Origin of the sequence: Pedobacter hiemivivus, from assembly GCF_005144565.1 — a bacterium.
Taxonomy (GTDB): domain Bacteria; phylum Bacteroidota; class Bacteroidia; order Sphingobacteriales; family Sphingobacteriaceae; genus Pedobacter; species Pedobacter hiemivivus.
Map to the genome: position 1 here is coordinate 383,639 of NZ_SWDX01000004.1, position 23,392 is coordinate 407,030.

Here is a 23,392-nt window from a genome sequence, read left to right on the forward strand (position 1 = left end):
TGAAAGCCTTTAGCAAGATTATCAACTTATTCTTCAAACAAGTACTAAAAACTTACTAACCAAATGTATAAATTATTTCACACAACCGTATGGGGTGCTACTGGTCCCCTGCGTTTTAAATTTCTACTGACCATGAAATTTATCTGTCTGTTTTTGCTGGTGATCATATTCCAGGGGAAGGCTGCATCATTCGCGCAGCGTGTAACGTTGAATGTAAAAAATGCTTCGATGCAGAAGGTTTTTGAATCTTTAAATAAGCAAACCAATTACAACTTTTACTATAATGATGAGCTGATCAGGAAGGCCCAAACCATAAGCCTCACGGTGACTGATGCTCCATTGATGGAGGTGCTAAAGCAATGCTTTGAAGGGCAGCCTTTTACTTACTCTGTTAATAAAAACATGATTGTATTGCGCGCTTATACTGCGGCAGAGCAATTGCAGCAACAAGAGATTGTTGTTTCTGGAAAGGTAACAGATGATAAAGGGGTAGGGATTCCAGGAGCAAGTATAAAAGTTAAAGGAACAAATCAGGCTGCCACTACAAATGCCGAAGGTGTTTTTTCGATCAAGACTAATGAAAATGCGGTATTGGTGATCTCTTACGTAGGTTTTATCAATCAGGAAGTGGCTGTGCAAGGCAGATCTACGGTAAATATTTCGTTAAAACAGAGCGAACAGGAATTGGCGGAACTGGTTGTTGTTGGTTATGGTACCCGCAAAAAATCAGATTTAACCGGCTCCATATCCACTGTAGATGAAAAGAGGATTAAGGAAATTCCATCAGGAAATGTAGCCGCTGCATTACAAGGCAGCGCCCCAGGTTTGTCTGTTCTGAAATCTGGTGGTAACAGTCATCCCGGAGCACCTCCCTCTATCAGGATAAGGGGCGAAAGATCTTTAGGCGCTGGAAATGATCCTTTGATCATTTTGGACGGGATACCTTTTAATGGAAACCTGAACGACATCAGTCAGGATGACGTGGTTGGGGCAACCATCTTAAAAGATGCTTCCGCCACCGCAATTTACGGATCAAGGGGTGCCAATGGCGTGATCCTGATTAGTACAAGAAGAGGGAAAAATGGCAAACCCGTAATAAGCTATAGTGGTTATGCAGGTTTTAACAAGACTTTAGGTGATTATGATGTAATGGATGCAGAACAATTCTTGTTGTTCAGGAAATGGGCAAGGATCAATGGTTCAGCTCCCAACACTTATACCGGAATTAACGATCCCGCTTTAATATCAGATGAACCTACAAAAACAATTTTTTCGGATAAAACAGAATATAATTTATATAAGGCCGGCACCAATACAAACTGGCAGGACCTATTATACAAAACTGCATTGTTAACCAATCAACAGGTAGGTATTTCGGGAGGTACAGAGGTAACACAATATGATGTATCTATAGGCTATTATACCTCAGGTGGGATTTATCCGGGACAGGGAATGGATCGTTACAGTGTTAAACTGAGCATAGATCATAAACTTGGGAAATACATTAAGGTAGGACTCAGCTCTTTGAATAGTTATAATCTGACTAAAGGGATTAATTTTAACCCCGTGAGCCAGTTTTTGCAGGCCAGTCCATTTTCTACTCCTTATCTTCCTGATGGCACACTGTCTACCTTTTTGCCTGGAAGTAACATGAATGTATGGAACCCGCTTGCTGATTTCAAACCCGGCAATGTGTTAGACGATGTGAAGCGTTTAAATACTTTCACTACGGCCTATCTTGAGGCCGACCTTACACATGGTTTTAAATACAAGCTAAATACGGGGATAGAACTTAGCCCAGAAACACAGGGTAAATTTTATGGAAGTAATACGACCAAGCAGTTGGGAACCCCGAATTATGGTTACAATAGATCTGCTACTGGTTATAATTACACTATAGAGAATATTCTTACCTATGATAAAACAATTGCTGAAGATCATGCCCTGAATTTTACAGGCTTATTCAGTTTGCAAAAAACACGTACTGAGGCAAACGATGTGAGCTATCGCGATGTGCTTGCTGATTATATTCAATATTACAATCCAAAGTATGCTTCTAGTGTAACCAGTAGTGGGGACTTTAACAAGGCTTCTATATTGTCTTACATGGGGCGTTTAAATTATACCTATAAAAATAAGTACCTTTTAACGGCAACATTACGTGCCGATGGTTCTTCGCGACTTGCAGCTGGTAACAAATGGCATTCTTTTCCTTCAGCTGCTGTAGGATGGAACATTAAAAATGAGCAGTTCCTGGAAAACAATAAAACCATATCCGCATTTAAACTGCGTGGTAGCTACGGAAGGATCGGTAACCAGTCGATTGGCGCCTATGAAACTATTGGTGGTTTAACAGGTATCTATTATAACTATGGGGGGACCAATGTACAGGGGACTTATCCGAATCCAGATGCGCCCGCAAATATCACGCTTGGCTGGGAATATACCAGTACACTGAATTTCGGTCTGGATTATGGTCTTTTTAACAATAGGATCACGGGTTCAGTGGAGTATTATCAGCAGAAAACCAGCGATATCTTACTTTATCAGACTTTGCCAAGAACATCTGGCTACAGTAAGATCAGGAACAATATCGGAAATACCGAAAATAGTGGTATGGAGTTTAACCTGAGTACAATTAATTTCGAAGGAGCCGATCAAAACAGCTTTAAGTGGACTACAGATCTTAATGTGTTCTTTAATAGAAATAAAATCACAAAACTGGCTTCAGGAGTAACAAAGGACCTGGCCAATTCCTGGTTTGTAGGTTCGCCAAGTGGTGTGTATTTTGATTACAAGCGTGTAGGTTTATGGCAAAACTCACCTGAGGATATTGCACTGGCTATCAAGTATGGTATTGTGGCTAATCAGACTGCTTATCTTACCGGTCCAAACTCACTGGTGGGAACGGTAAAGGTGGCGGATATAAATGGGGATAATAAGATTACTGCTGACGATCGGGAGATTTTAGGTTCCAGACAACCAAAACTGGAAGGTGGGATGACGAACAGGTTCACCTATAAGAATTTTGATTTCTCTTTTGTCGCCTATTTCAAATACGGCGGAAAATTAAAATCAGGTATCCACGGTGGCTGGGCAAATACTTTTCAGGCTGGTTATAACAATCTGGATGTTGATTACTGGACGCCGGATAATCCTGTTAATTACTGGCCTAAACCTAATTCCACTTTGCAAAACCCAGTCTACAAATCAACGCTGGATCTATTTGATGCATCGTATTTAAAAATAAGGACAGTAACATTGGGCTATACCCTACCTGCGAAAGTATTGAAATCTGTTGGTGCCAGATCGGCAAGAATTTATACAACGGCATCTAATCCATTTACATTTTTCTCTCCTTATATGAGGGATGCGAAAGGACTGGATCCGGAAACCAATTCGGGAATAAACGAGATTACACCATCCCTGTGGTCAATGTTGTTTGGTCTTAATGTTTCATTTTAATAAAGATTAATCATGAAAAAGACAATATACACGCTATCAGTTCTGTTAATAGCCGTAATAATTTTTGCGGGCTGCAAAAAGGAACTGATCGAAGAAAATCATTCCAAATTAACAGAGGATTTTTTCTCCACTCCACAAGGAATTGAAAGTGGACTTAATGCTGCTTATGGCGGCTTGCGTACCTTGTATGGTCCTGAGCAAGGACTGGAAGCTTTTACCAACATCGGTACCGATGAATTTAGAATCGCCAATGGAAACCGTACCACCAATGTGGCCGATTATAACACTTCTTACAATTCTGGGAATGAGTTTTCTGCTAACACCTGGGACAATTGCTATAAATGGATCAATACCTGCAATGGGCTCGTTGATTTTGGCGCAAATTTAACTGGAGTTACGGAGACTGTAAAAAAGCAGAAAATTGCTGAAGCGAAGTTTTTACGCGCCTTTTACTACTTTACTTTGGTACAACTATTTGGTGATGTAACTTTAAATAAGAACTTTTCCAATAGTCCGCAAACAGCTGCTACCAGGGACAGTAAAGTTGATGTATACAATTTTATCATCTCAGATCTTAATACTTGTATTACAGATCTTTCACCTAGTCCACAGTTAAACGCTTTACAAAGCGGACGGGCTTCTGTTGCGGCGGCGAAACATCTATTGGCTAAGGTTTACTTAACCCGTGGATATTCGAGCGCAGCGGTACCAACCGACTTTAAGGATGCGTTTGATATGGCAAAAGGACTGATCGATCAGAAAGGGGCTTTAGCTATAGGCTTAATGCCTGATTTTGCGGATGTGTTTAAACCGGGGAATGAGAATAAACAGGAAGTATTGTTTAATGTTCAGTATTCCCGCGATCTGACTTTTGGAGGTGCTCATACCTGGAACCATTTGTATGTTGCTCCATATGACGCTTATCTGGGCGAACGTAATCTAAATGACGGAAGATCTTTTGCGTGGTTCAGGGCAACGAAATGGGTCTATGAGACCGCATTTGCAGATAAAGTTAACGATAGCCGCTATTACAAAACATTCCAGTCGGTATGGAAAGCAACTAAAGCGCTCAATCAGACTGGCTCGGGCACTTATGCTGTAAAAGTAAATGGAACCACCTATAACGTGAACCTTCCTAAGGTTAATGTTGGGGATACCGCAATGGTATATCCAGGGTATAACATGACCATTGAAGAAATCAGGGCCAAGAAGTACTATGTGTTTACTCCTGAAAACTATACGAACAACAGGATATTCCCAACTATGACTAAATACTTGGATCCCAATCGTTTAGTGCCTAATGAAGATTCGCACCGACCGATCATCGTTTTCCGTTTAGCCGAAACTTATCTGATTGCTGCCGAAGCTGCATTTAAGCTGCAACAGCCAGATGTAGCGGTGGGCTATATTAACGATGTGCGCAGAAGAGCTGCAGCAGCAGGCAAACAAACACAGATGGAAGTTAGCTCGGCGGTAGTGAATATTGATTTTATTCTTGACGAACGGACAAGGGAGCTATGCGCCGAAAATACCCGGTGGTTTGACCTGGTAAGAACCGGTAAACTGATCGAAAGGGTAAAGGCTTATGACGACTATGAAGCGAATAAAAACATCCAGAATTTTCATGTGCTAAGGCCGATCCCGCTTTCTCAGATCAATGCAGTGACAACCGGAACGCCTTATCCTCAAAATGACAAGTGGTAAAAAAGACAGGATTATGAATTTTAATATGCTCAGAATTTTTACGGTGTTACTTACCCTGATGACCTCTTTTCAAATCTTCGCTGTACCTCCGGGTGCAGCGAAAATCTTTAGCTATCCCTTGCCTTCAATTTACAAAGCCTCCTCTTTTTTTGAGTTGCAGGTGAACGGACTGACCATACCTGTTGTTGGCTACAATGATAAGTACGATTATGCCCAACTTTCTATGAGCAAGGGAAAAGCAGAATTTACGATTAGTCTAAAAAATGGAGATCAAGTATCTGCATACAACATCAGTCCTAAAAAATTATCCATCGCAGGCATACAGACTGGTAGTACGCTTAGGTTTACACTTCATAAGGACGAATACCTTATCGTTAAAATCAATCAGTTCAGGGAATTGGTTATTGCTGCAGATGGGGAGGAAACTGATAAACCGTCTTCTTCCGGAAAAGGGATTTTTAACATTAGCACGCAGCCCTATGCTGCGGTTAGCTCGCCTACAGAACTGGCGACCGGGGCTATTCAAAAAGCCATCGATGACGCTGCGGCTTATAAGGGCGGTAAAGGTATTGTTTATGTTCCGGCGGGGGTTTATCCGGTCAGAAACTTAAAACTGAAAAGTAATATGAGTCTTTATCTGGAAGGTGGGGCGGTGTTATTATTCAGCGGAGAGGAGAAGGACTTTAAGATCAGCGCCCGCAAGGCTTCACAAAACAGAAATATTACCTGGTGGATTGCTACAGATAGTGGCGCACACGACATCAAGATATACGGACGGGGAACACTGGATGGGAATGGAAAGTACTCAACAGAAAAAAACAACCTTGGAGCCCATATTTTGGCCATTATGCATACCGAAAAGTTTGAACTTAATGGGCCGATAATTAGGGAATCAGGAGCCTGGGCGATCATTCCCACTCGCTCTAAAAACCTGATATTTCAAAACTTTAAGCTATTCAACCGTTTTGATATGGGCGAAAATGACGGTATTGATGTCATAGAGTCGCAAAATGTATCGGTAAAACATGCCATTGGCATTGCGCTCGATGATCCTTTCTCAACAAAGACCTGGACGCAGAATACCGATTTATGTCGCAATTGGCCTGGAAAACCTATGGTTCAGGACGGAGTACGATTTGAAGATTGTATTTCCTGGACTTACTGCTACGGTTACAAGATCGGGCAGGGGGTAATGCAGGACCAGCGGAATATCACGTTTAAGGATTGCGTAGTTTATGATGCCGCAGTAGGCATTGGCATCCACCATAAATGGGGAACGGCATCCGTAAGAAATGTATTGTTTGATGGGATAGACATAGAACGATTGTCCTATCAGAACGATGACCATCGTACCTGGGCCATCTTCTTTATGCAGAATGGCGATAAAAAAGGAAGCGGGCCAATCGATAATGTCCTTGTTAAAAATGTACTTGTTAGAAACGAGGGTAAATCGCCTGGTAAGATCAAAGGCGTAAGTGCCACAACACCTGTTTCAAATTTGAAGTTTAAAAACATTGTGATGCCAGGAATGGCAGCTGCCGCAAGTACTTTACAGCAAATAAAAATGACCGATACTAGCTATACCAACCAGATTCAAATCAAAAAATAAAACTCAACACACATATGAAATTTATTAAAATACTTATTCTGTCACTACTGTTCTTGTATGCTACAGGCATACAGGCACAGCAAAAACATGTTCTATATTCGCCAGATCATAAAATTGAAGTCACACTTTCTATAGCAGATAGTGTATATTATACGGTAAAAGTAGACCAGAAAGATCTCATTTCAGCTTCTGCCATCGCTTTAGATGTGGATGGCAAAAGCAAATGGAAAGTTGCCAAAACCAGTAGAGTTAAGCACAATGATGTATTACATCCGGTAGTTTGGCAAAAGAGTAAGGATGTAGCGGATGTTTATAACCAGTTGCGCCTTGATTTTAACAACGGACTTGCCCTGGAGTGGAAAGCTTTTGATAACGGGGTATCCTGGAGATGGTTGAGTAAAATCAAAGGAGATTTTTTAGTAAGATCTGAAACCGCAAAGTTTAATTTTAAAGGTTCCGGCAAAGCTTGGTATCCGCAGGAAGAGCAGTTCTTTTCACACAATGAACGTGAATATAAAAATTATACCCTGAATCAGTTAGACGACAAGAAACTGGCCAGTTTGCCGGCTTTGTTCCAGGTAGGAGATGTAAAGCTGCTGCTTACCGAATCAGACCTGTTTAACTATGCCGGGATGTGGTTAAGGGGAACAGGAAAAGGTGGTGTACGTGGTGTGTTCCCAGCTTATCCTAAAGTAAAAGCGATCACTAGCGATCGTGATGAACAGGTGAAGCAGCGGGAAGATTATCTGGCCAAAGCCAATGCTGAGCAGAATTTCCCGTGGAGAGTGATCATGGTAGCAAGAGAAGATAAAGACATTCTCGTAAATCAAATGCCTTATCTGTTAGGCAGACCTTCTACAGGTGATTTTAGCTGGGTAAAACCAGGTAAAGTACAGTGGGACTGGTGGCATTATAACAATGTTTATGAAGTAGATTTTAAAGCCGGAATCAATAATGATACCTATAAATATTATATCGACGTAGCTTCAAAATACGGAATTGAGTACGTTTTGCTAGATGAGGGCTGGTGCGATACTCGTGACCTGATGAAACAAGCGCCTGGTATCGATGTAGCTGAGCTTGCAGTATACGCAAAAAGTAAAAACGTAGACCTGTTGTTATGGTCTAGCTGGCTGGTGTTGGACAAACAACTGGATATGGCGCTTGACCAATTTCAGAAATGGGGCATCAAGGGGATCAAGGTAGATTTCATGCAGCGCGATGACCAGGAAATGGTAAACTATTATGAGAAAGTTGCAATCGCAGCTGCAAAGAGAAAACTGTTGGTCGACTTTCATGGTGCCTATAAGCCGACAGGCTGGCTGCGTACTTATCCGAACATCATGACTTCCGAAGGAGTGTTAGGCAATGAGATCAGCAAGTTTGCCGGATCTATAACGCCAAGTCATACGGCTACGCTTCCTTTTACACGGATGGCAGCGGGGCCAATGGACTTTACTCCAGGCGGGATGCGTAATGTGCACAAAAAAGAATGGGCAGCCGCTCCCTCAGAACCAATGACCTTAGGTACCCGCTGCAACCAGATGGCCATGTATGTGATTTACGAGAGTCCTTTGCAGATGTTGTGCGACATTCCTACGCACTACCTTAAAGAGCCTCAGTCTATGGAATTCATCAAAGCGGTTCCAGCTGTATGGGCGAAAACAGTAGCGCTGAACGGAAAGGTAGGGGAATACGTGACGATGGCCAGGCAGGCGGCAAATGGCGACTGGTATTTAGGAGCTATGACCGACTGGACAGGAAGAGATTTTGAGCTGTCGCTTTCTTTTTTATCGGAAGGGGAGTATGAAATGCAGGTGTGGAAAGATGGAATCAATGCCGATAAAAATGCCAAAGATTTTAAAATGGAAACACTTAAAGTTAATCGGAATACGCCATTGCGGATCAAGTTGGCTTCGGGCGGGGGCTATGTGGCCAGATTAATTAAACGTTAATACATAAACAGTTTGATCAGATGAAAAGATATCTTATATTGTTTGCCATGCTCGGTTTTATAGGTGCAACGGCGCAAATAAAGGAATTCAAAAATTGGCCTAAGGGCAGCGATCCCAAAGAGATTGGGAACCTGCTGGCTTGGCATTTTCTTGAAACACCGCATACCAATTTCGGCATGCCTGGCCCTCCCGGTTCTATTACTTATGCAGAGGTATGCACCTGGTACGGAGCTTTAAAATTTGCTGCAATAACTAAAAATCCAGACTTGCTGAACAAACTGGACTTAAGGTTCAGGCCTTTGTTGTATGAAAAGAAAAATCTGCAGCCGAAACCGGATCATGTGGATCCTAATATATTTGGGTCATTGCCGCTGGAACTGTTTATGCAGACTAAAAATCCGCTTTATCTGGATATGGGTAAATGGTTTGCCGATCAGCAATGGACCATGCCTAAAAATGCAAAACCTGAATATCAAGCTTTACTAGATAAGGGACTAACCTGGCAAACCAGAATGTGGATTGATGATATGTATATGATCAACAATATTCAGGCTCAGGCATACAGGGCTACTGGCGATAGAAAGTACATAGACAGAGCCGCCGCTGAAATGGTGGTTTATCTGGATGCTATCCAGCGTCCTAATGGCTTGTTTTTTCACGCGGCAGATGTACCCTTTTTCTGGGGAAGGGGAAATGGATGGATGGCTGCGGGAATGACCGAGCTGCTGATCTCCTTACCTGCGGACAATAAAGACCGCCCTAGAATTTTAAAAGCTTATCAAACCATGATGAGCAGTTTAAAACAGTATCAAACAAAAGAAGGAATGTGGCTGCAATTGGTGGATGATGCAGGTTCCTGGCCAGAAACGTCGGGCACAGGTATGTTTACATTCGCCATGATTACGGGAGTAAAAAAGGGATGGTTAGATGCAAAGGAATATGCCCCCGTAGCCCGAAAAGGATGGATCGCCCTCACAAAATACATAGAAGCGAATGGCGATGTGAGAGAAGTTTGCCAGGGTACCAATAAAGAAAACAGCAGGCAGTTTTACCTGGATAGAAAGAGAATTACCGGAGATATGCATGGGCAGGCACCCGTATTGTGGAGTGTTTTTGCCTTGCTTCAATAAAATTATAACCAAATATGAAAAGAAGAATTTTTTTACAGAATACCGGCCTTTTGGCCGCAGGGTTAATGGCTGATAAAGTGTCATTTGCCGCTGCACCTGAATTTCCAGTTGTTAGAATTGCTGAATCAAAAAGAAACTTTAAAAGTAAAGCTGTTGAAAGTGCGATAACAGAATTCCAGAAGAATGTAAAGAACAAGGAGCTAGGCTGGCTGTTTGAAAACTGTTTCCCAAATACCTTGGATACTACAGTAACCTATACTGAAACTAATGGCAGACCTGATACGTATGTGATTACGGGGGACATCGATGCCATGTGGCTTCGCGATAGTACGGCCCAGGTCACACCATACTTGCCATTGGTAAAAACAGATAAAAAGCTTCATGATCTTATTGCCGGTGTAATCAATCACCAAGTGAAATGTATCCTTAAAGATCCTTACGCAAATGCCTTTTATGGAGATCCTAATAAGGTAGGAGAGTGGAAAACAGATCATACGGATATGAAGCCGGGGATACACGAACGTAAATGGGAGATAGACTCTTTATGTTACCCAATCCGCTTGAGTTATCATTACTGGAAGCTGACTGGTGATACCTCACCTTTTGATGCTACCTGGAAAGCTGCCATCGCTTTGATCGTGAAAACATTTAAGGAACAGCAAAGAAAGAATGGGCAAGGGCCTTATAGCTTCCAACGTGAAACTATGTTTGCTACAGATACTACCCCGCTAAGCGGTTACGGCTACCCTGTAAAACCAGTTGGTTTAATCTGCTCAGCATTCAGACCAAGTGATGATGCGACCATTTATAATTTCCTCATCCCTTCAAATTTCTTTGCAGTTGTAAGTTTAAAACAGGCTGCTGAAATTTTACAGGTAGTACAAAAGGATACCGTGCTCGCTGCTGAATGTAAGGCGCTGGCCGCAGAGGTAGATGCTGCCCTGCAAAAATATGCTGTGGTAACTCATCCTCAATTTGGTAAAGTTTATGCTTTTGAGGTGAATGGATATGGTAGTTTTAACCTGATGGATGATGCTAATGTGCCGAGTTTACTAGCATTACCTTATCTGGATGCCGTAAAACCTAATGATCCTATATATCTTAATACCCGTAAGTTGATCCTTTCTGCCGAGAACCCGTTTTACTTTCAGGGCAAGGCCGCAAAAGGGGTAGGTAGTCCACACACAGGTATAGACAAAATATGGCCGATTGCCCTCGTGATCCAGGGCCTGACCAGTACGAATGATGCGGAGATTAAATCTTGTATTCAGATGCTGCAAAAAAGCCATGCAGGTACAGGCTTTATGCATGAGTCGTTCGGTATGGACGACCCTTCTAAATTCAGTAGATCCTGGTTTGCTTGGGCGAATACTATCTTCGGCGAATTTTTATGGAAAACGTATAAGGAAAAACCTCATTTACTCGTATAATGACGAAAGTATTTTACAGTTCTTGCTGCGGTTTTTTAATGATGATGTTCATTGGTTTAAACCTGCATGCTCAATCTATTCCTTACGGAGAACGGATCAAAACGTTGAACAGGAATATAGATCTTTATTTGAAAGACAACAAAACAGGTTTGTATTTTGAAACCACCGATAGTGTTCGGAAGGAAAATAAGTATTCCTGGTTATGGCCCTTGTGTGCCTTAATCCAGGCTGCGAATGAACAGGAAACACTGGAGCCGGGTAAAAAACATATGGCACCTGTTGTGAAGGCAATAGACCAGTATTACAATTCAAAACAGCCTCCAGCTTATCAGGATTATGTGACCTCGGAGCGATTGAGCGGAAAGTTTTACGATGATAATCAATGGATTGCCATTGCCTATCTGGATGCTTATAAACGGACAAAAAATCTGAAATATCTTCAGGATTCCAAAATGATCTATCAATTTATGATGAAGGGCTTGGATACAGCAGCTGGTGGTGGTTTATACTGGAAAGAAGGAGACCCGACTACAAAGAATACCTGCTCAAATGGCCCCGGGATTTTAGTGGCGCTTGAATTGTATAAAGTAACTAAAGATCAACAATATCTAACAGCGGCGCTGGATATCTACAATTGGACATACCGCAAACTGGAATCTCCGGAGGGTTTGTTCTATGATGCAATAAAAATACCTTCGGGTAAAATTGATAAGGCCTTTTATACTTATAATGTAGGCACCATGTTACAGTCTAATGTACTGTTGTATTCCATTACTGCTGAGCAGCAATATCTTTTAAAAGCGCAGCGGTTAGCTGCTGCGAGTAGGGCTCATTTTTATAAAAATGAGCGTTTGCCAGGGCATTACTGGTTTAATGCGGTGATGTTAAGAGGATATCTTGCCTTATATGCTATAGATAAGAATAGCGCATGGATAGATTTTTTCATTAAGGATGCCGAGCGGGTTTGGCGGGATGAACGCGATGGAAAGGATATGCTTGGTAAACATAAATCATTGATCGATCAGGCGGCGATGATAGAAATTTACGCGAGGCTTGCGCTACTTAGGTCACCTCTATTTTAAATATATCTTTAAGTGCTGTTTTTGCTGCATGAAAGCCACACATACCATGTACACCAGGCCCGGGGGGAGTAGATGACGAGCAGATATAAATACTTTTAGAAGAAGTTCTATATGGAGATACCCGCAATGCAGGGCGGGTATACAATTGTGTAATGTCCATAATCCCACCATTAATGTCGCCACCGATATAGTTGGGATTATGGGCTTCCATTTGTCTGGTATTCATCGTGTTTTTGGCGAGTATAAGTGTTTTAAAACCGGGTGCAAATCGTTCTACCTGATTTTCTATGGCAGCAGTCATATCTTTCTCAGAGCCATTTGGTACATGGCAATAAGCCCAGGCGGTGTGTTTTCCCAGTGGCGCCCTTGTGTCATCAAAAACACTTGGCTGTGCAAATAATACAAAAGGTTTGTCGGGATGCCCGCCCACCGAAGTTCGTTGCTCGGAATCTGCGATTTCTGCATAGGTATTGCCCAGGTGTACAGTTGCCGCCTTGCTGCAGGCCGCTGCGGTAAAAGGTGCAGGTCCATTCAGTGCCCAGTCTACCTTAAAAACCCCCATACCTTGTTTGTATCTGCTCAATTGCCATTTGTAAAATGCAGATAATTCGTCCCCAGCTATTTGTAAAAGTTGTTTCGGTGTCAGGTCAAATAATACCACTTTATGGGAGGGCAGCTCTTTTACAGATTTTACCATTCGTCCTGTTTCTATTTTTCCGCCGAGATCACCAAAATAGGCAGCCAGGGCATTGGCGATAGACTGAGACCCACCTTTAGGGATTGGCCAGCCATACTTATGTCCCACGGCGGACAATACCAGGCCAATCGCTGCCGAAGTCCAGTTGCTTAGCGGTTGTATCGCATGTGCAGACATGCCAGCCCATAAACCTTTGGCTTCTTTTGTAATAAATTTTGCTGCAATTGCGTCTGCGGATCTTACTGCATTTAGTCCAAATTGTGCTAGCAAAAGGGGCTGAGCAGGAATGCCTAGTGGGCCCATGGTATCCGCTGCAATTTCTTTCCAGTTGTTTACCACTGGCCTGATCAGTTTTAAATAAGTATCCTTGTCCAGACCTAAAGCTGAGGCTGTTTCTTCCATTGATCCCGATAAAAAAGCAGCGCTGCCATCATCAAAAGGATGGGCAGCAGACAAGGGAGCCTGTATAAAGGTTAATCCGTATTTATCCAAAGGTAAATCTGCAAAAAAAGGCGATGCCATAGCCATTGGGTGAATGGCCGAACAGACGTCGTGTTTGAAGCCCGGAAGGGTTAGCTCCTGGGTTCTCATTCCACCGCCAATGGTTTCTTTTCCCTCTATCAATAATACGGAGAGACCAGCGCGCTGCATGGTAATGGCAGCGGCAAGACCATTAGGGCCAGAACCAACTACAATTGCATCATAATCCTTTTTAGTCATACCTTCTTATTTATAGGTTTGTATTTCTTCGCCCAAATCTAAAATTAATACCCCTTCCAGGTTATGCCGCAACAGGCTGCTTGCTATTGCAGATCTGTATCCGGAAGCACAATGTACAACTATCGGTTTATTAGAGGGTATTTCTTTCCATCTGTTTGATAATTCTGATAAAGGTATGTTTACAGATTCTTCAAATATTTTATGGATTTTAAATTCTTTGGTTTCCCTAACATCTAAAATATAGTAATCATTTTTATACTCATCAAACTTCTCTTTATCAACTATTGTTGGTGCTTGTTTCTTTTTATCGAATACAAAGCCCCCCTTTATGGCTCCCTCGTATCCAATTTTAGCTACCTTATAAATCAAAGCATTTAATTGCTGGCTGTTTTCAGCAACAAGGTAGAATTTTTGTGATGGTGGAATAATCGTTCCCAACCATGTTTCAAACTTTAAACCGTCGGGAATGTGAATGGCTTTTTCAAGGAATGAAGTTTTAAATAGGGTAGTAGATCTGCCATCGACAATTATCGCATCGGTTTCGGTCTCGAAGTTTTCAGGAAGCAACTGGATTCCTAGTAGACTACGCTGCAAATCAGCAGCGCCCTTTTTGTTTAACTCCACGTCATAAGGGAAATATTTGGGTATAAAGGGCAAGTCTTTCAGTAAAAGTGCCACAAATTCGGATTCCGAGTAATTTTTGAAGGCATAGTTGTGCTGTCTTTCATAACCAATCGTACTGGAACTTACGTCTCTGATGTTGCTCCCACATAAAGAACCTGCTCCATGTGCAGGGTAAAGGACGACCTGGTCATCCAGTTTGGCAAATTTATGATGTACGGTATGGTACATGGCTTTTGCCAGGGCAATGCGCTCTGTCTCTTTACCTGCTTTATATTCCCTTAAATCTGGCCGGCCAACATCTCCAAATAATAAAGCATCACCAGAAAAAACCAAAAGGTCTTTACCTTTGTCGACTAAAACCAATGAAATACTATCTGGCGAATGTCCAGGAGTATCCAATACTTTTAGATAAAGATCCTGATTTAATGGAATGCGATCATTTGCATCCAAAGGATGATGTTTAAATGTAGCGCCTACCTTTCGGCTAAGATATATTGGAACACCTTTGTTTCGTTGGATTTCTGCGTGCGAGCTTACAAAATCAGCATGTGGGTGTGTTTCCATTACGCCAACAATTTCTGCATGGTTCTTTTTAGCATATTCGTAAAATGGTGTTGCATCCCTTGCCGGGTCTATCAGCAGTATTTTGTTATCAAATAATATAGCATAAGAAAACTGTGCTAAACCCTTGTCTGCAAATTGTTCTACGTGCCAGCCTACAGACTCAGCAGGGCGATTTCCGAACAATTGCTGAGGTACAACAAAGCCTAATGCTAAGGCTTGGGCACTCTTAAAAATGAAACTTCTCCTTTTCATGGTCAGTTCTAGTCAACTTATTGGATCACAAAACCTATTTTATCAACTCCCGCGTTTCCATCTTTGGGATTGAAAGCGTAAATCACCAATTCGTAACTGCCTGTTTCTTTAATTTTTAATTCTCCGGAAAATAGATTGTTTTCATGTAGCTTTTTCAAACTATACGTTCCTGTTTCTATTCCATCTTTTTTCAGAATTGCTTTTACTTCAAATTCATCCGAATTCCATACTCCACCTTTAGTAATTGCACATCCACATAACATGGTAAGGCTAATTTTAAATTCCAGGATATCCTGTTTTAAGGAGGATAGTTGTATGGCCTGGTGGCTGGTAGGACTTAATATATCCAGTATTAATCCTGGTAAATCAATAATAATGCCTTCGCCAAGTATATCTTTTCCCGGAATTAGCCAGACCTGGGTACTGCCTTTTATGGCAGCACCCCTTCTGCTCAAAGGGGCAATCACCTCAATGTCTACAAGGGTTGGTTCATTAATGTCTATAATTGCTTCGTATTTAGCTGTTTTTTCATCCGTTAATCTTTGACCGCGAACTAAGGAGCTTTGCAGGATCAGTTTTGTGTCGCCAGAGCTACCTGTTGTTATACCATTTGCCAGTAACTGACCGGTCAAGTTATTTTTGATGAGGACAGATGCACCGCCTATTCCTGTACCAATAAATTTGGCATCTTTAGCTTTTACTCTTACTGTTACCTTGGTAGGAGCAGCCATTAAACCATTTACAAGCAGGACAGCAATCGCTGTCATTGAAATTTTCTTAATCCTATTAATTACTGACATAAGTATATAAGTTATTTTTGGTGTACCATCCTTGACCTATAGGATAGTCTTTTTTGAATTTGTTTAGTACGATATGGACTGAATCCTTTTTGTTGATTAAACCAGCTATGATGATTTCGCCATTCACCGGTCTTTTATAATCCCATTTAAGAATACCAATACTATCACGTATGGCCGTTTTATATAGTTTTTTTAAACCTACGGCAACATCTTTTTGCCCTTTGAACAGTTTTTTGCTGAATTCCTGGTTTTTATCTACCAGGTAAATCTGATGATTTGCTGAATCAATCTCGTAGTACAAGTAGCGCCATCCACCAGCCCTGCCAGTCAGCTCATATTTCCTCAGTATATCCTGGGGTTGAGGTACACCATTTGATATGTCAATTTTAAAAGCTTTGTGCACTTTGTAAGCTAGAGTGGAATAACGTTCAAAAATGGCGCTATGCCATCTTACGGAGTCTTGAGGAGTATAAGGGATGGTATCACCATTCAAAGCAAAAGAACTCACCTCATAATTTCCTTCTGCATTGGGTAGTCCGGGTATAACAGGTTCCTTTAACCGGGCACTGTTGTAATGCAGATCATATCTGTAATAACCGTATACAAATACAAAAAGAAAAATGAAAAGGTATTTTGAACCGTAAAATGCCAGTTTTTGCCCGGTGCTTTTTAATTTGGGATAATAATAGTTAGGCTTTACATTTTCCTTCTTGATAAAAAGCTTCCAGATGGCTGGGGCATAATAAACGAGTAAAAAGGCCGAAAGTAGTACGAAATATCCACTATATACATGCACCCCGCCATCGTAAGCAATGTTGGCATGTGCAATGTTGTATAGTACCCCCGCATTAAGAATGGCACCCAATGCTGTGGTTGCCCTAAAGAACATGAGTAAGCCAGCTCCTATTTCCAGTAAGCCCAGAAATATCTGGTACCATAGCGATACGCCTACAGCCTGCCAGTACAATTTAAATTGCGCATAATCCCCTAGTTCGGTATTCAGATTGGTAATCGATGGAAAAGGCATTTGCATAGGGTAAAGTTTTAAATACCCGAAAGCGATAATGCCAATTGCAACGCGGTAGCGGGTAATTACCCTTAACCAGTAATACAGTACGTTGTAATTCGCAATTTTTTTGTTCCGTACCAGAATCGTCCATACCGCGGCACCTACTAGACCGATTAAAGCTGCAACGCCCCAGGTAGAGAATGAAGCAAGTCCCCATTTTCCGCTCTCAGACGCCACCTCGATAAAGCTGGGTCTGTATCCGGCTATTTTTGAAAGGATGTCGTACAAGGATTTTATTGGAAATAATTCTTTATACCAGCTTAATTTGACTGGAATAACCAATAAGGCGATAAAAATAAATGCGAATCTGAAACTTATTTTTTCAAAAGAGCTCCAGTTCGAAATCTCGTCCTGCACTATATTTTCTTCTGATTTTTTAATAGTACCCATATTTTTATGTGTTATTAGTAAATTTTAATTGGTTTACGGCGGCCTTCCTTCAGTAAATAAGTTTTTGCTACGCGTGTTAATACCACCGATAAAGAATCCCCGGTTTTATTGAAGCCTTTTAAGGTTATTTCCTGATCACCCTGTCTTGTTAAAGCGAAGGTATATCCATCCGTCACATCCGTTTTGTTCTCCAGAATGATTTGGTTGCTGTCTGCTGCTGTCTGATAGCTATAAAAATGACGGCCACCGTTACCCAGCTCTTCAAAATTCCGTTCTTTACTGGCCTGATAAGTTATTTCAGGTCTTAAGCTGTCTATCTTCACCGGTTTATTGTCTCGGATACTTATGGTGTTCCATTTTTCAAATACTACATTTTGCCATCGGTTTGGACTGGTTAAGGAGTAGGGGATGGTATCATTGTTTAAAACAAACTTGGATACATCGTAAATCCCCTCGGTGTTTGCTAGGCCCTTATTTTCAGGGTAAGGATATTTTGTGCTGGTCCAGGAGAAGTAAGTTGCCAGACCAAAAACAAAGAGAATAAGTAGAAAAGTCAGCTGTAAATACTTCCTGTATTTTTTAATAAGGGGATGATAATTAGGGACAAAATTATCCGCCAAACTTTGTACCTCTAAAAAAAAAAGGTTGAATATTCTGCGTAAATCATAGGAAAGAATAAATAGCGCTATTAACAGCAAAAATGAGCTGTACACCTGATTTCCTATGCCATAAGCAAAATTTACAAGAACAATATTTAACAAGAGTGCAGTGGCCAGACCAGCGCCTATGGCTACTGTACGATGGCATATCAATAAGAGGCCAGCTGCAATTTCTAGTAGCCCCAAAGAGACCACATAATATGCCGATGAGACTGATGTGCTCAAAAAGTATACTTTCCAAGGTAAAAAATCACCATATGCCGTATGGAGGTCACTCAAAGTTGGCAAAGGTAGCTGGATGGGGAATAATTTAACAATGCCAGTAGCAATGATAGCCAGTGCTAAACGGTAACGTAGGAATACACGCAGCCAATAATAAAGCTGTGGATATGCCTTTTTGGAAGGCGATAATTTTTGCCATATCAATGTTGCGATCAGTGCTATTATTAAGGCAATGAGCCAATTGTAGTAGCCCGATAAATTAATGCCTGCAACAGGGTTTTCTGGGATAAATGAAGTTTGGAAAGTCGCTAGTTGGTAGAAACTTTGAAAACTCCATACTTTGGTGCCAATATGATGAAAGACCAGCTTATTGAAGGGGATAGAAAGAACAATAAAAAATACAAATGACAGCCGGAATAAAAATATTTCGGTCTTTGTCCAGGTGATGTTTTCTTTTAGCGAACTCATAAAAATCTTTTAATTAGATGAATAACCAGGGTTCGGAGCTAGATTGGGATCTATTAAAGTCTGTGAGTAAGGAATAGGTAGCCTCAATTTATTGGCATCTGCTATTCCTAGTACATCTTTTGCCCTGTTTGTTCTGATGAGGTCATACCAGCGATGGTTTTCCAGTGCAAATTCTAGTCTGTTTTCGTTTTCAATGGCTAAGAGTACCTGCTCTTTAGTACCAGTGGTCAGTATACCCACATTTGATCTTTTTCTGATTTCGTTTAAGTCATCCCGGGCACCATCCGGATTTTCCTGCTGTGCTCTTGCTTCGGCCCTGATCAGGTACAATTCTGCCAGTCTGATTAAAAATGCAGGGTCAGTTCCGTTGGTGCGGTAGTATAGATTTCCAAACCAGTTGTCGGCACCGTTAATTACCTGTTTTTCTACCAATGCTTTCCTGTCTCCACCAATGGCAGGGTCGCTTAATAATTCGGCTATTTTATCTGTAGGCCTTATCCATCCCACGCCACCTTTGGCTGAAGGCTGCCAATTATAGGCTTGCGTATTGGTTACATTGATATTGTAGTAAAGCTCAAATACCGATTCTGAAGTGGCAGAGGCATTATTGGCAAAGAAAGATTTGTACGGGTTTAACAGGGTGTAATTTGTCTTGTCATCAATAATTTTGCCTGCATACTTCTCTGCTTCCGGCCAGTTGTTTTGATAAAGATAAAACCTGGCTTTTAGTGCCCAAACGGTTTTTTTAGTGGCCCTTATTCTATTGGTGGTTTCTGGCAGGAGATCCTCGGCTGCGATCAGGTCTTTCAATACCTGTGCATACGTTTCTGTAACGCTACTCCTTTGGATGCTTGGACGATCATTGGGCGAAGTTGTTGGCGTAAGGATAAGCTGAACGCCACCCCAGGTTCTTGTCAAGTCAAAATAAGCTAGTGCCCTTATAAAATAGGCTTCACCTATCAATTGATTTTTGATAGCTGGAGTAAAAGTTGCAGTAGTAGCCAGCTGAGGGACTTTAGCAATCACATTGTTTGCCCTGTTTATGGTATTATATATAGCTGTCCAGGAAGTGGCTAAAACAGCCAGGTCAGATTTTACATTATGGTTGGTTAACTGGTTATTGACGGTTTGTGAGCCGGTATATCGGATATTATCTCCAGAGAAGAAACCCAGGATCTGGAAGCTATATCCATAATATCCATCGGATTGCAATTGGTTGTATATCCCCCTTACAGCTGTTTTGGCAGAGTTTTCATCTACTATAGTAACTTCGTCGGAAGTCGATTTTTTTGGTTCAACATCTAAAAATTTGCCGCATGATACAAAGAGTAACGAAAGGGCGGTTAGTGATGTGAATAGAAATATGTTATTTTTCATGTTGCTAATTGATCTGTTCTTACAATTTTACATTAAGCCCAAACTGAAATCCCTTGGGCTGAGGCGGGGTGCCAAAACCACCTAATCCCTGAGCATTGGGATTTGAAGTGATGCCCGATTCTGGATCTCCGTTGTATTTGGTCCACAGGAATAGATTTGACCCCACAAAGTATACTCTTACGTCAGATAGCCCTAATTTTGAAAATGTTGATTTAGGTAAATTGTAACCTAAAGTGACTTGTTTCAATCTTAAAAAGGATGCATCTTCCAGATATCGGCTGCTCTGGTCAATGGTGTAATTACTGCCTACAGAGGTAAGTCGAGGGATGTCTGTAATGTCCCCTTTCTTCTGCCATCTGTTTAAGACATTGGTTGTCACACTGCCTGCTGATGCATTTCTTTCCTTAAAGTACCTTTGGAGATTTAAAGTGTAATTTCCATATTGGAAGCTAAAGGCTACGCCGAGATCAAAGTTTTTGTATTTGAAATTGTTGGTAAGGCCACCATAGAACTTTGGATATGCACTGTGTATTATTTTTCGGTCTTCAGCCGTTACATTTCCACTTGCGTCCTGACCTTCAAATACTGGCGCGCCTGTATTTGGATCTACATACAATTGATTGTAAAGCCAAAAAGAGTTCATTGAATAACCTTCTTTCAAAATCACCCAGTCCCTGGTGTATTGGGTAATCTGGCTTGGCAATTTTTCAATTTTATTTTTATTACCAGAGATGTTGAAATCTGTGTTCCATGTAAAATGTCTGGTTCTGAGATTGGTCGAGTTTATTGTCAGTTCATAGCCTTTGTTGCTGATTTCGCCAACATTGGCCCAATAAACAGAAAAACCAGTAGATGATGGAATAGGCTGTTGCAACAACAGGTCAGAAGTATATTTATGGTATAGGTCCAAAGTTACCGCCAGTCGGTTATTAAAAAAGGAAGCGTCTAAACCTATATCGGTTTGCTTGGTTTTCTCCCAACGTAAATCGTCATTCCCCAACTGCTCTGGTCCAATACCAGGTAAGGGCGAACCCACTACATCGGCATAACTGCTACCGCCAGACCATAAGCCTCTGGAAGCAAAGTTGTCTATACCCGATTGATTACCGGTTATTCCATAAGAAGCTCTTAGTTTTAACTCGCTAAGCCAATCTACGTTTGTAAGGTAGCTTTCCTCCTTAAGCCTCCATCCCAGGGAGAATGCAGGGAAATATCCCCATTGATTATTGGTCCCAAATTTTGAAGATCCATCCGCACGCAAAGTCGCTTCAGCAAAATACTTACTTAAATAATTGTACCCTGCACGTCCGAAGAAGGAAGACAGATTATATCCCGTCCAGCCTTCAGATGCGGTACGAATAGATGCAGATGAGATTAACTTGTAATTGTCGTTGGCAAAACCGGTTCCAACTCCCGAATTTACAGAGAGGGTATTGCTTTGGAATGAGTTTCCGGCAAGAAGTGTCAGCTTATGGTTCCCCAATTGCTTTTGATAAGTTAAGGTTTGCTCGTTTATCCAGGTATTATTTTGGGTGATATCTGAATTGGCTTGTCCACCTACTGCTTTTCCAATGCTTGTATTGGTATTCCAATAGGCCGATTCCTTGTAATTGTTGTAATCCAGACTAAAGCTGGTTTTAAATTTTAAACCTTTGGCCAGTTCAGCTTCAGCAAAAACGCTTCCCACATAGCGTAAACTCTGTGTTTTTACATCATAATTATCTATGAGCGTATAGGTATTATCAACTCCAGTAGCGAGACCATCTTCACCATATTTAGGTGTGAAAGTGGCCGTTGAGACAGCAGAGTTCCATAGACTTACCTGTGGACCATCTCCTGTACGGGCCTGATTTCGGTCGCTTTTTGAAAAGCTATTGGTTAGGCCAATGCTTACTTTTTCTGAAAGTTTCTGGTCGAAATTGAATTTTAAACTTGCTCTTGAAAACTTGATTACTTTAATTAGTGCTTCTTGATCAGTGTATCCAGCACCTATGTAATATCTGGACGAGTTTGATCCACCCTGTACGGCCAAGCTATAGTCTTGTACACGTCCTTTTCTCAGCAAGTCGCCCAGCCTGTCGTATGTAGGCTGTTCCTCTGGTAGTCCGCGGCCACCTTCTGATACCGGGCGGAAGGGTCTGTTTAGAAAGGTTTGATTTAAGGCTGGGTTATCAACTCCCGAATTGATCCACCACTCATTAGCCAGCAGTGCAGCCTCAGGTCCAGTAGTAAGACTAGGAACGGTGTTTTTATCTGCCTGTACCCATCCGTTTGCTATATTGAAACTAACGGTAGATTTGTTGTTGTAATTTCCTTTTTTTGTGGTGATTAATACGACGCCATTGGCTCCTCTTGAACCATAAATAGCCGTTGCCGATGCATCCTTTAATACTTCTATAGATTCGATATCGGCCGGATTGATATCCGCGAGGGGAGAGGTAACCCTACCGCCCAGATTGGTAGCTTGTAAGCTTGAATTATTCAAAAATACACCATCTACAATATACAATGGATCACTACTTGAATTGATTGATGTGGTTCCCCTAACCCTTAAAAATATGCCTTCTCCAGGAACACCAGAATTGGTGATTACCTGTACCCCAGCGGCTTTCCCCTGTAGCTGTGCGTCAAAACTAGCAACTGGTTGTTGTATGACTTCAGAAGCTTTTATTTTCGCAACAGAACCGGTGATCTCCCTTTTATTCTGGGTGCCATATCCTACTATGAGAATTTCGCTTAATTGTTTTTGGTTCTGATTCAATTTAATGGTTATGGGGGTATTGGTGACCACAACACTAGATTTGTCATAGCCCAGGTAACTGACAATCAGGGTGACAGGGAGTTTTTGTCCGGTTACAAAGCTGAACTTACCATCCCGGTCTGTTTGGACGCTATGTGTTACGCCTTCTAGCTGCACTAAAGCCCCCGGTAAAGGGTCGCTGGTACGGGAATCTATAACTTGTCCACTTATGCTTGCGTTTACCAGTGGCTTGGTAGGTGTTTGGGCAATAGTAAGGAGAGGGAATAAAAGGACGAGCGATAGGGATGTTAACTTTAGTTTTTGGACCAAAGCAAGGCCATTAAAAAAGCGCCTAGCTTTTTCAAAATTTTGCATATTTTTACATTACTTAATTTGAGTGATAAAACAGGGCCAACGCCAAATTGATATCCTGTT

14 protein-coding genes are annotated in these 23,392 nt (G+C 41.5%); 7 read left to right on the forward strand and 7 right to left on the reverse strand.

The genetic code is table 11. The features are described from left to right. Nucleotides 1–63: 63 nt before the first annotated feature. From FBD94_RS12035 to FBD94_RS12065, 7 genes are read left to right on the forward strand one after another with little or no spacing between them, the layout of a single operon-like run. Nucleotides 64–3,465, forward strand: coding sequence for a TonB-dependent receptor (locus tag FBD94_RS12035; RefSeq protein ID WP_136880362.1), 3,402 nt, complete (start codon nucleotides 64–66; stop codon nucleotides 3,463–3,465). 12 nt (nucleotides 3,466–3,477) lie between these two features. Beyond that, the gene (locus tag FBD94_RS12040; RefSeq protein ID WP_136880363.1) at nucleotides 3,478–5,169 is read left to right on the forward strand and encodes a RagB/SusD family nutrient uptake outer membrane protein; all 1,692 of its coding nucleotides are present in this window, start codon (nucleotides 3,478–3,480) and stop codon (nucleotides 5,167–5,169) included. Nucleotides 5,170–5,182: 13 nt separating this feature from the next. Further along, nucleotides 5,183–6,778: a glycoside hydrolase family 28 protein gene (locus FBD94_RS12045; RefSeq protein WP_169472288.1), complete on the forward strand. Its 1,596-nt coding sequence runs from the start codon at nucleotides 5,183–5,185 to the stop codon at nucleotides 6,776–6,778. 14 nt (nucleotides 6,779–6,792) lie between these two features. Further along, entirely contained in the window at nucleotides 6,793–8,733 is a 1,941-nt protein-coding gene (locus FBD94_RS12050) for a glycoside hydrolase family 97 protein (RefSeq protein ID WP_136880365.1), read from the forward strand. A gap of 20 nt (nucleotides 8,734–8,753) precedes the next feature. Beyond that, entirely contained in the window at nucleotides 8,754–9,863 is a 1,110-nt protein-coding gene (locus FBD94_RS12055) for a glycoside hydrolase family 88/105 protein (protein ID WP_136880366.1), read from the forward strand. A gap of 14 nt (nucleotides 9,864–9,877) precedes the next feature. Then, on the forward strand, nucleotides 9,878–11,293 hold the full coding sequence (locus FBD94_RS12060; RefSeq protein ID WP_136880367.1) for a glycoside hydrolase family 125 protein: 1,416 nt from the start codon (nucleotides 9,878–9,880) through the stop codon (nucleotides 11,291–11,293). Next, nucleotides 11,293–12,375, forward strand: a complete 1,083-nt coding sequence (locus tag FBD94_RS12065) for a glycoside hydrolase family 76 protein (RefSeq protein WP_235884448.1) — start codon at nucleotides 11,293–11,295, stop codon at nucleotides 12,373–12,375. The genes FBD94_RS12060 and FBD94_RS12065 overlap by 1 nt, the downstream gene beginning before the upstream one ends. Here the strand turns inward: FBD94_RS12065 and FBD94_RS12070 are convergent. From FBD94_RS12070 to FBD94_RS12100, 7 genes are read right to left on the reverse strand one after another with little or no spacing between them, the layout of a single operon-like run. Next, on the reverse strand, nucleotides 12,356–13,792 hold the full coding sequence (locus FBD94_RS12070) for a phytoene desaturase family protein (RefSeq protein WP_131609821.1): 1,437 nt from the start codon (nucleotides 13,790–13,792) through the stop codon (nucleotides 12,356–12,358). The genes FBD94_RS12065 and FBD94_RS12070 overlap by 20 nt on opposite strands. 6 nt (nucleotides 13,793–13,798) lie before the next feature. Then, the gene (locus tag FBD94_RS12075) at nucleotides 13,799–15,232 is read right to left on the reverse strand and encodes an MBL fold metallo-hydrolase (protein ID WP_136880368.1); all 1,434 of its coding nucleotides are present in this window, start codon (nucleotides 15,230–15,232) and stop codon (nucleotides 13,799–13,801) included. Nucleotides 15,233–15,249: 17 nt separating this feature from the next. Next, nucleotides 15,250–16,032 carry a hypothetical protein gene (locus FBD94_RS12080; RefSeq protein WP_235884450.1) on the reverse strand — a complete coding sequence of 261 codons (783 nt, stop codon included), beginning with the start codon at nucleotides 16,030–16,032 and terminating at the stop codon, nucleotides 15,250–15,252. Continuing rightward, nucleotides 16,019–17,491 carry a hypothetical protein gene (locus tag FBD94_RS12085; RefSeq protein WP_136880370.1) on the reverse strand — a complete coding sequence of 491 codons (1,473 nt, stop codon included), beginning with the start codon at nucleotides 17,489–17,491 and terminating at the stop codon, nucleotides 16,019–16,021. Before FBD94_RS12085 ends, FBD94_RS12080 begins: the two co-directional genes overlap by 14 nt. Before the next feature lie 14 nt (nucleotides 17,492–17,505). Further along, nucleotides 17,506–18,840: a beta-carotene 15,15'-monooxygenase gene (locus tag FBD94_RS12090; protein WP_136880371.1), complete on the reverse strand. Its 1,335-nt coding sequence runs from the start codon at nucleotides 18,838–18,840 to the stop codon at nucleotides 17,506–17,508. 9 nt (nucleotides 18,841–18,849) lie between these two features. Then, complete coding sequence (locus tag FBD94_RS12095; RefSeq protein WP_136880372.1) at nucleotides 18,850–20,217, reverse strand: RagB/SusD family nutrient uptake outer membrane protein; 1,368 nt, start codon at nucleotides 20,215–20,217, stop codon at nucleotides 18,850–18,852. Between the two features lie 19 nt (nucleotides 20,218–20,236). Then, a complete protein-coding gene (locus FBD94_RS12100; protein ID WP_136880373.1) occupies nucleotides 20,237–23,332 on the reverse strand; it encodes a SusC/RagA family TonB-linked outer membrane protein in 3,096 nt (1,031 codons plus the stop codon). Nucleotides 23,333–23,392: the final 60 nt, after the last annotated feature.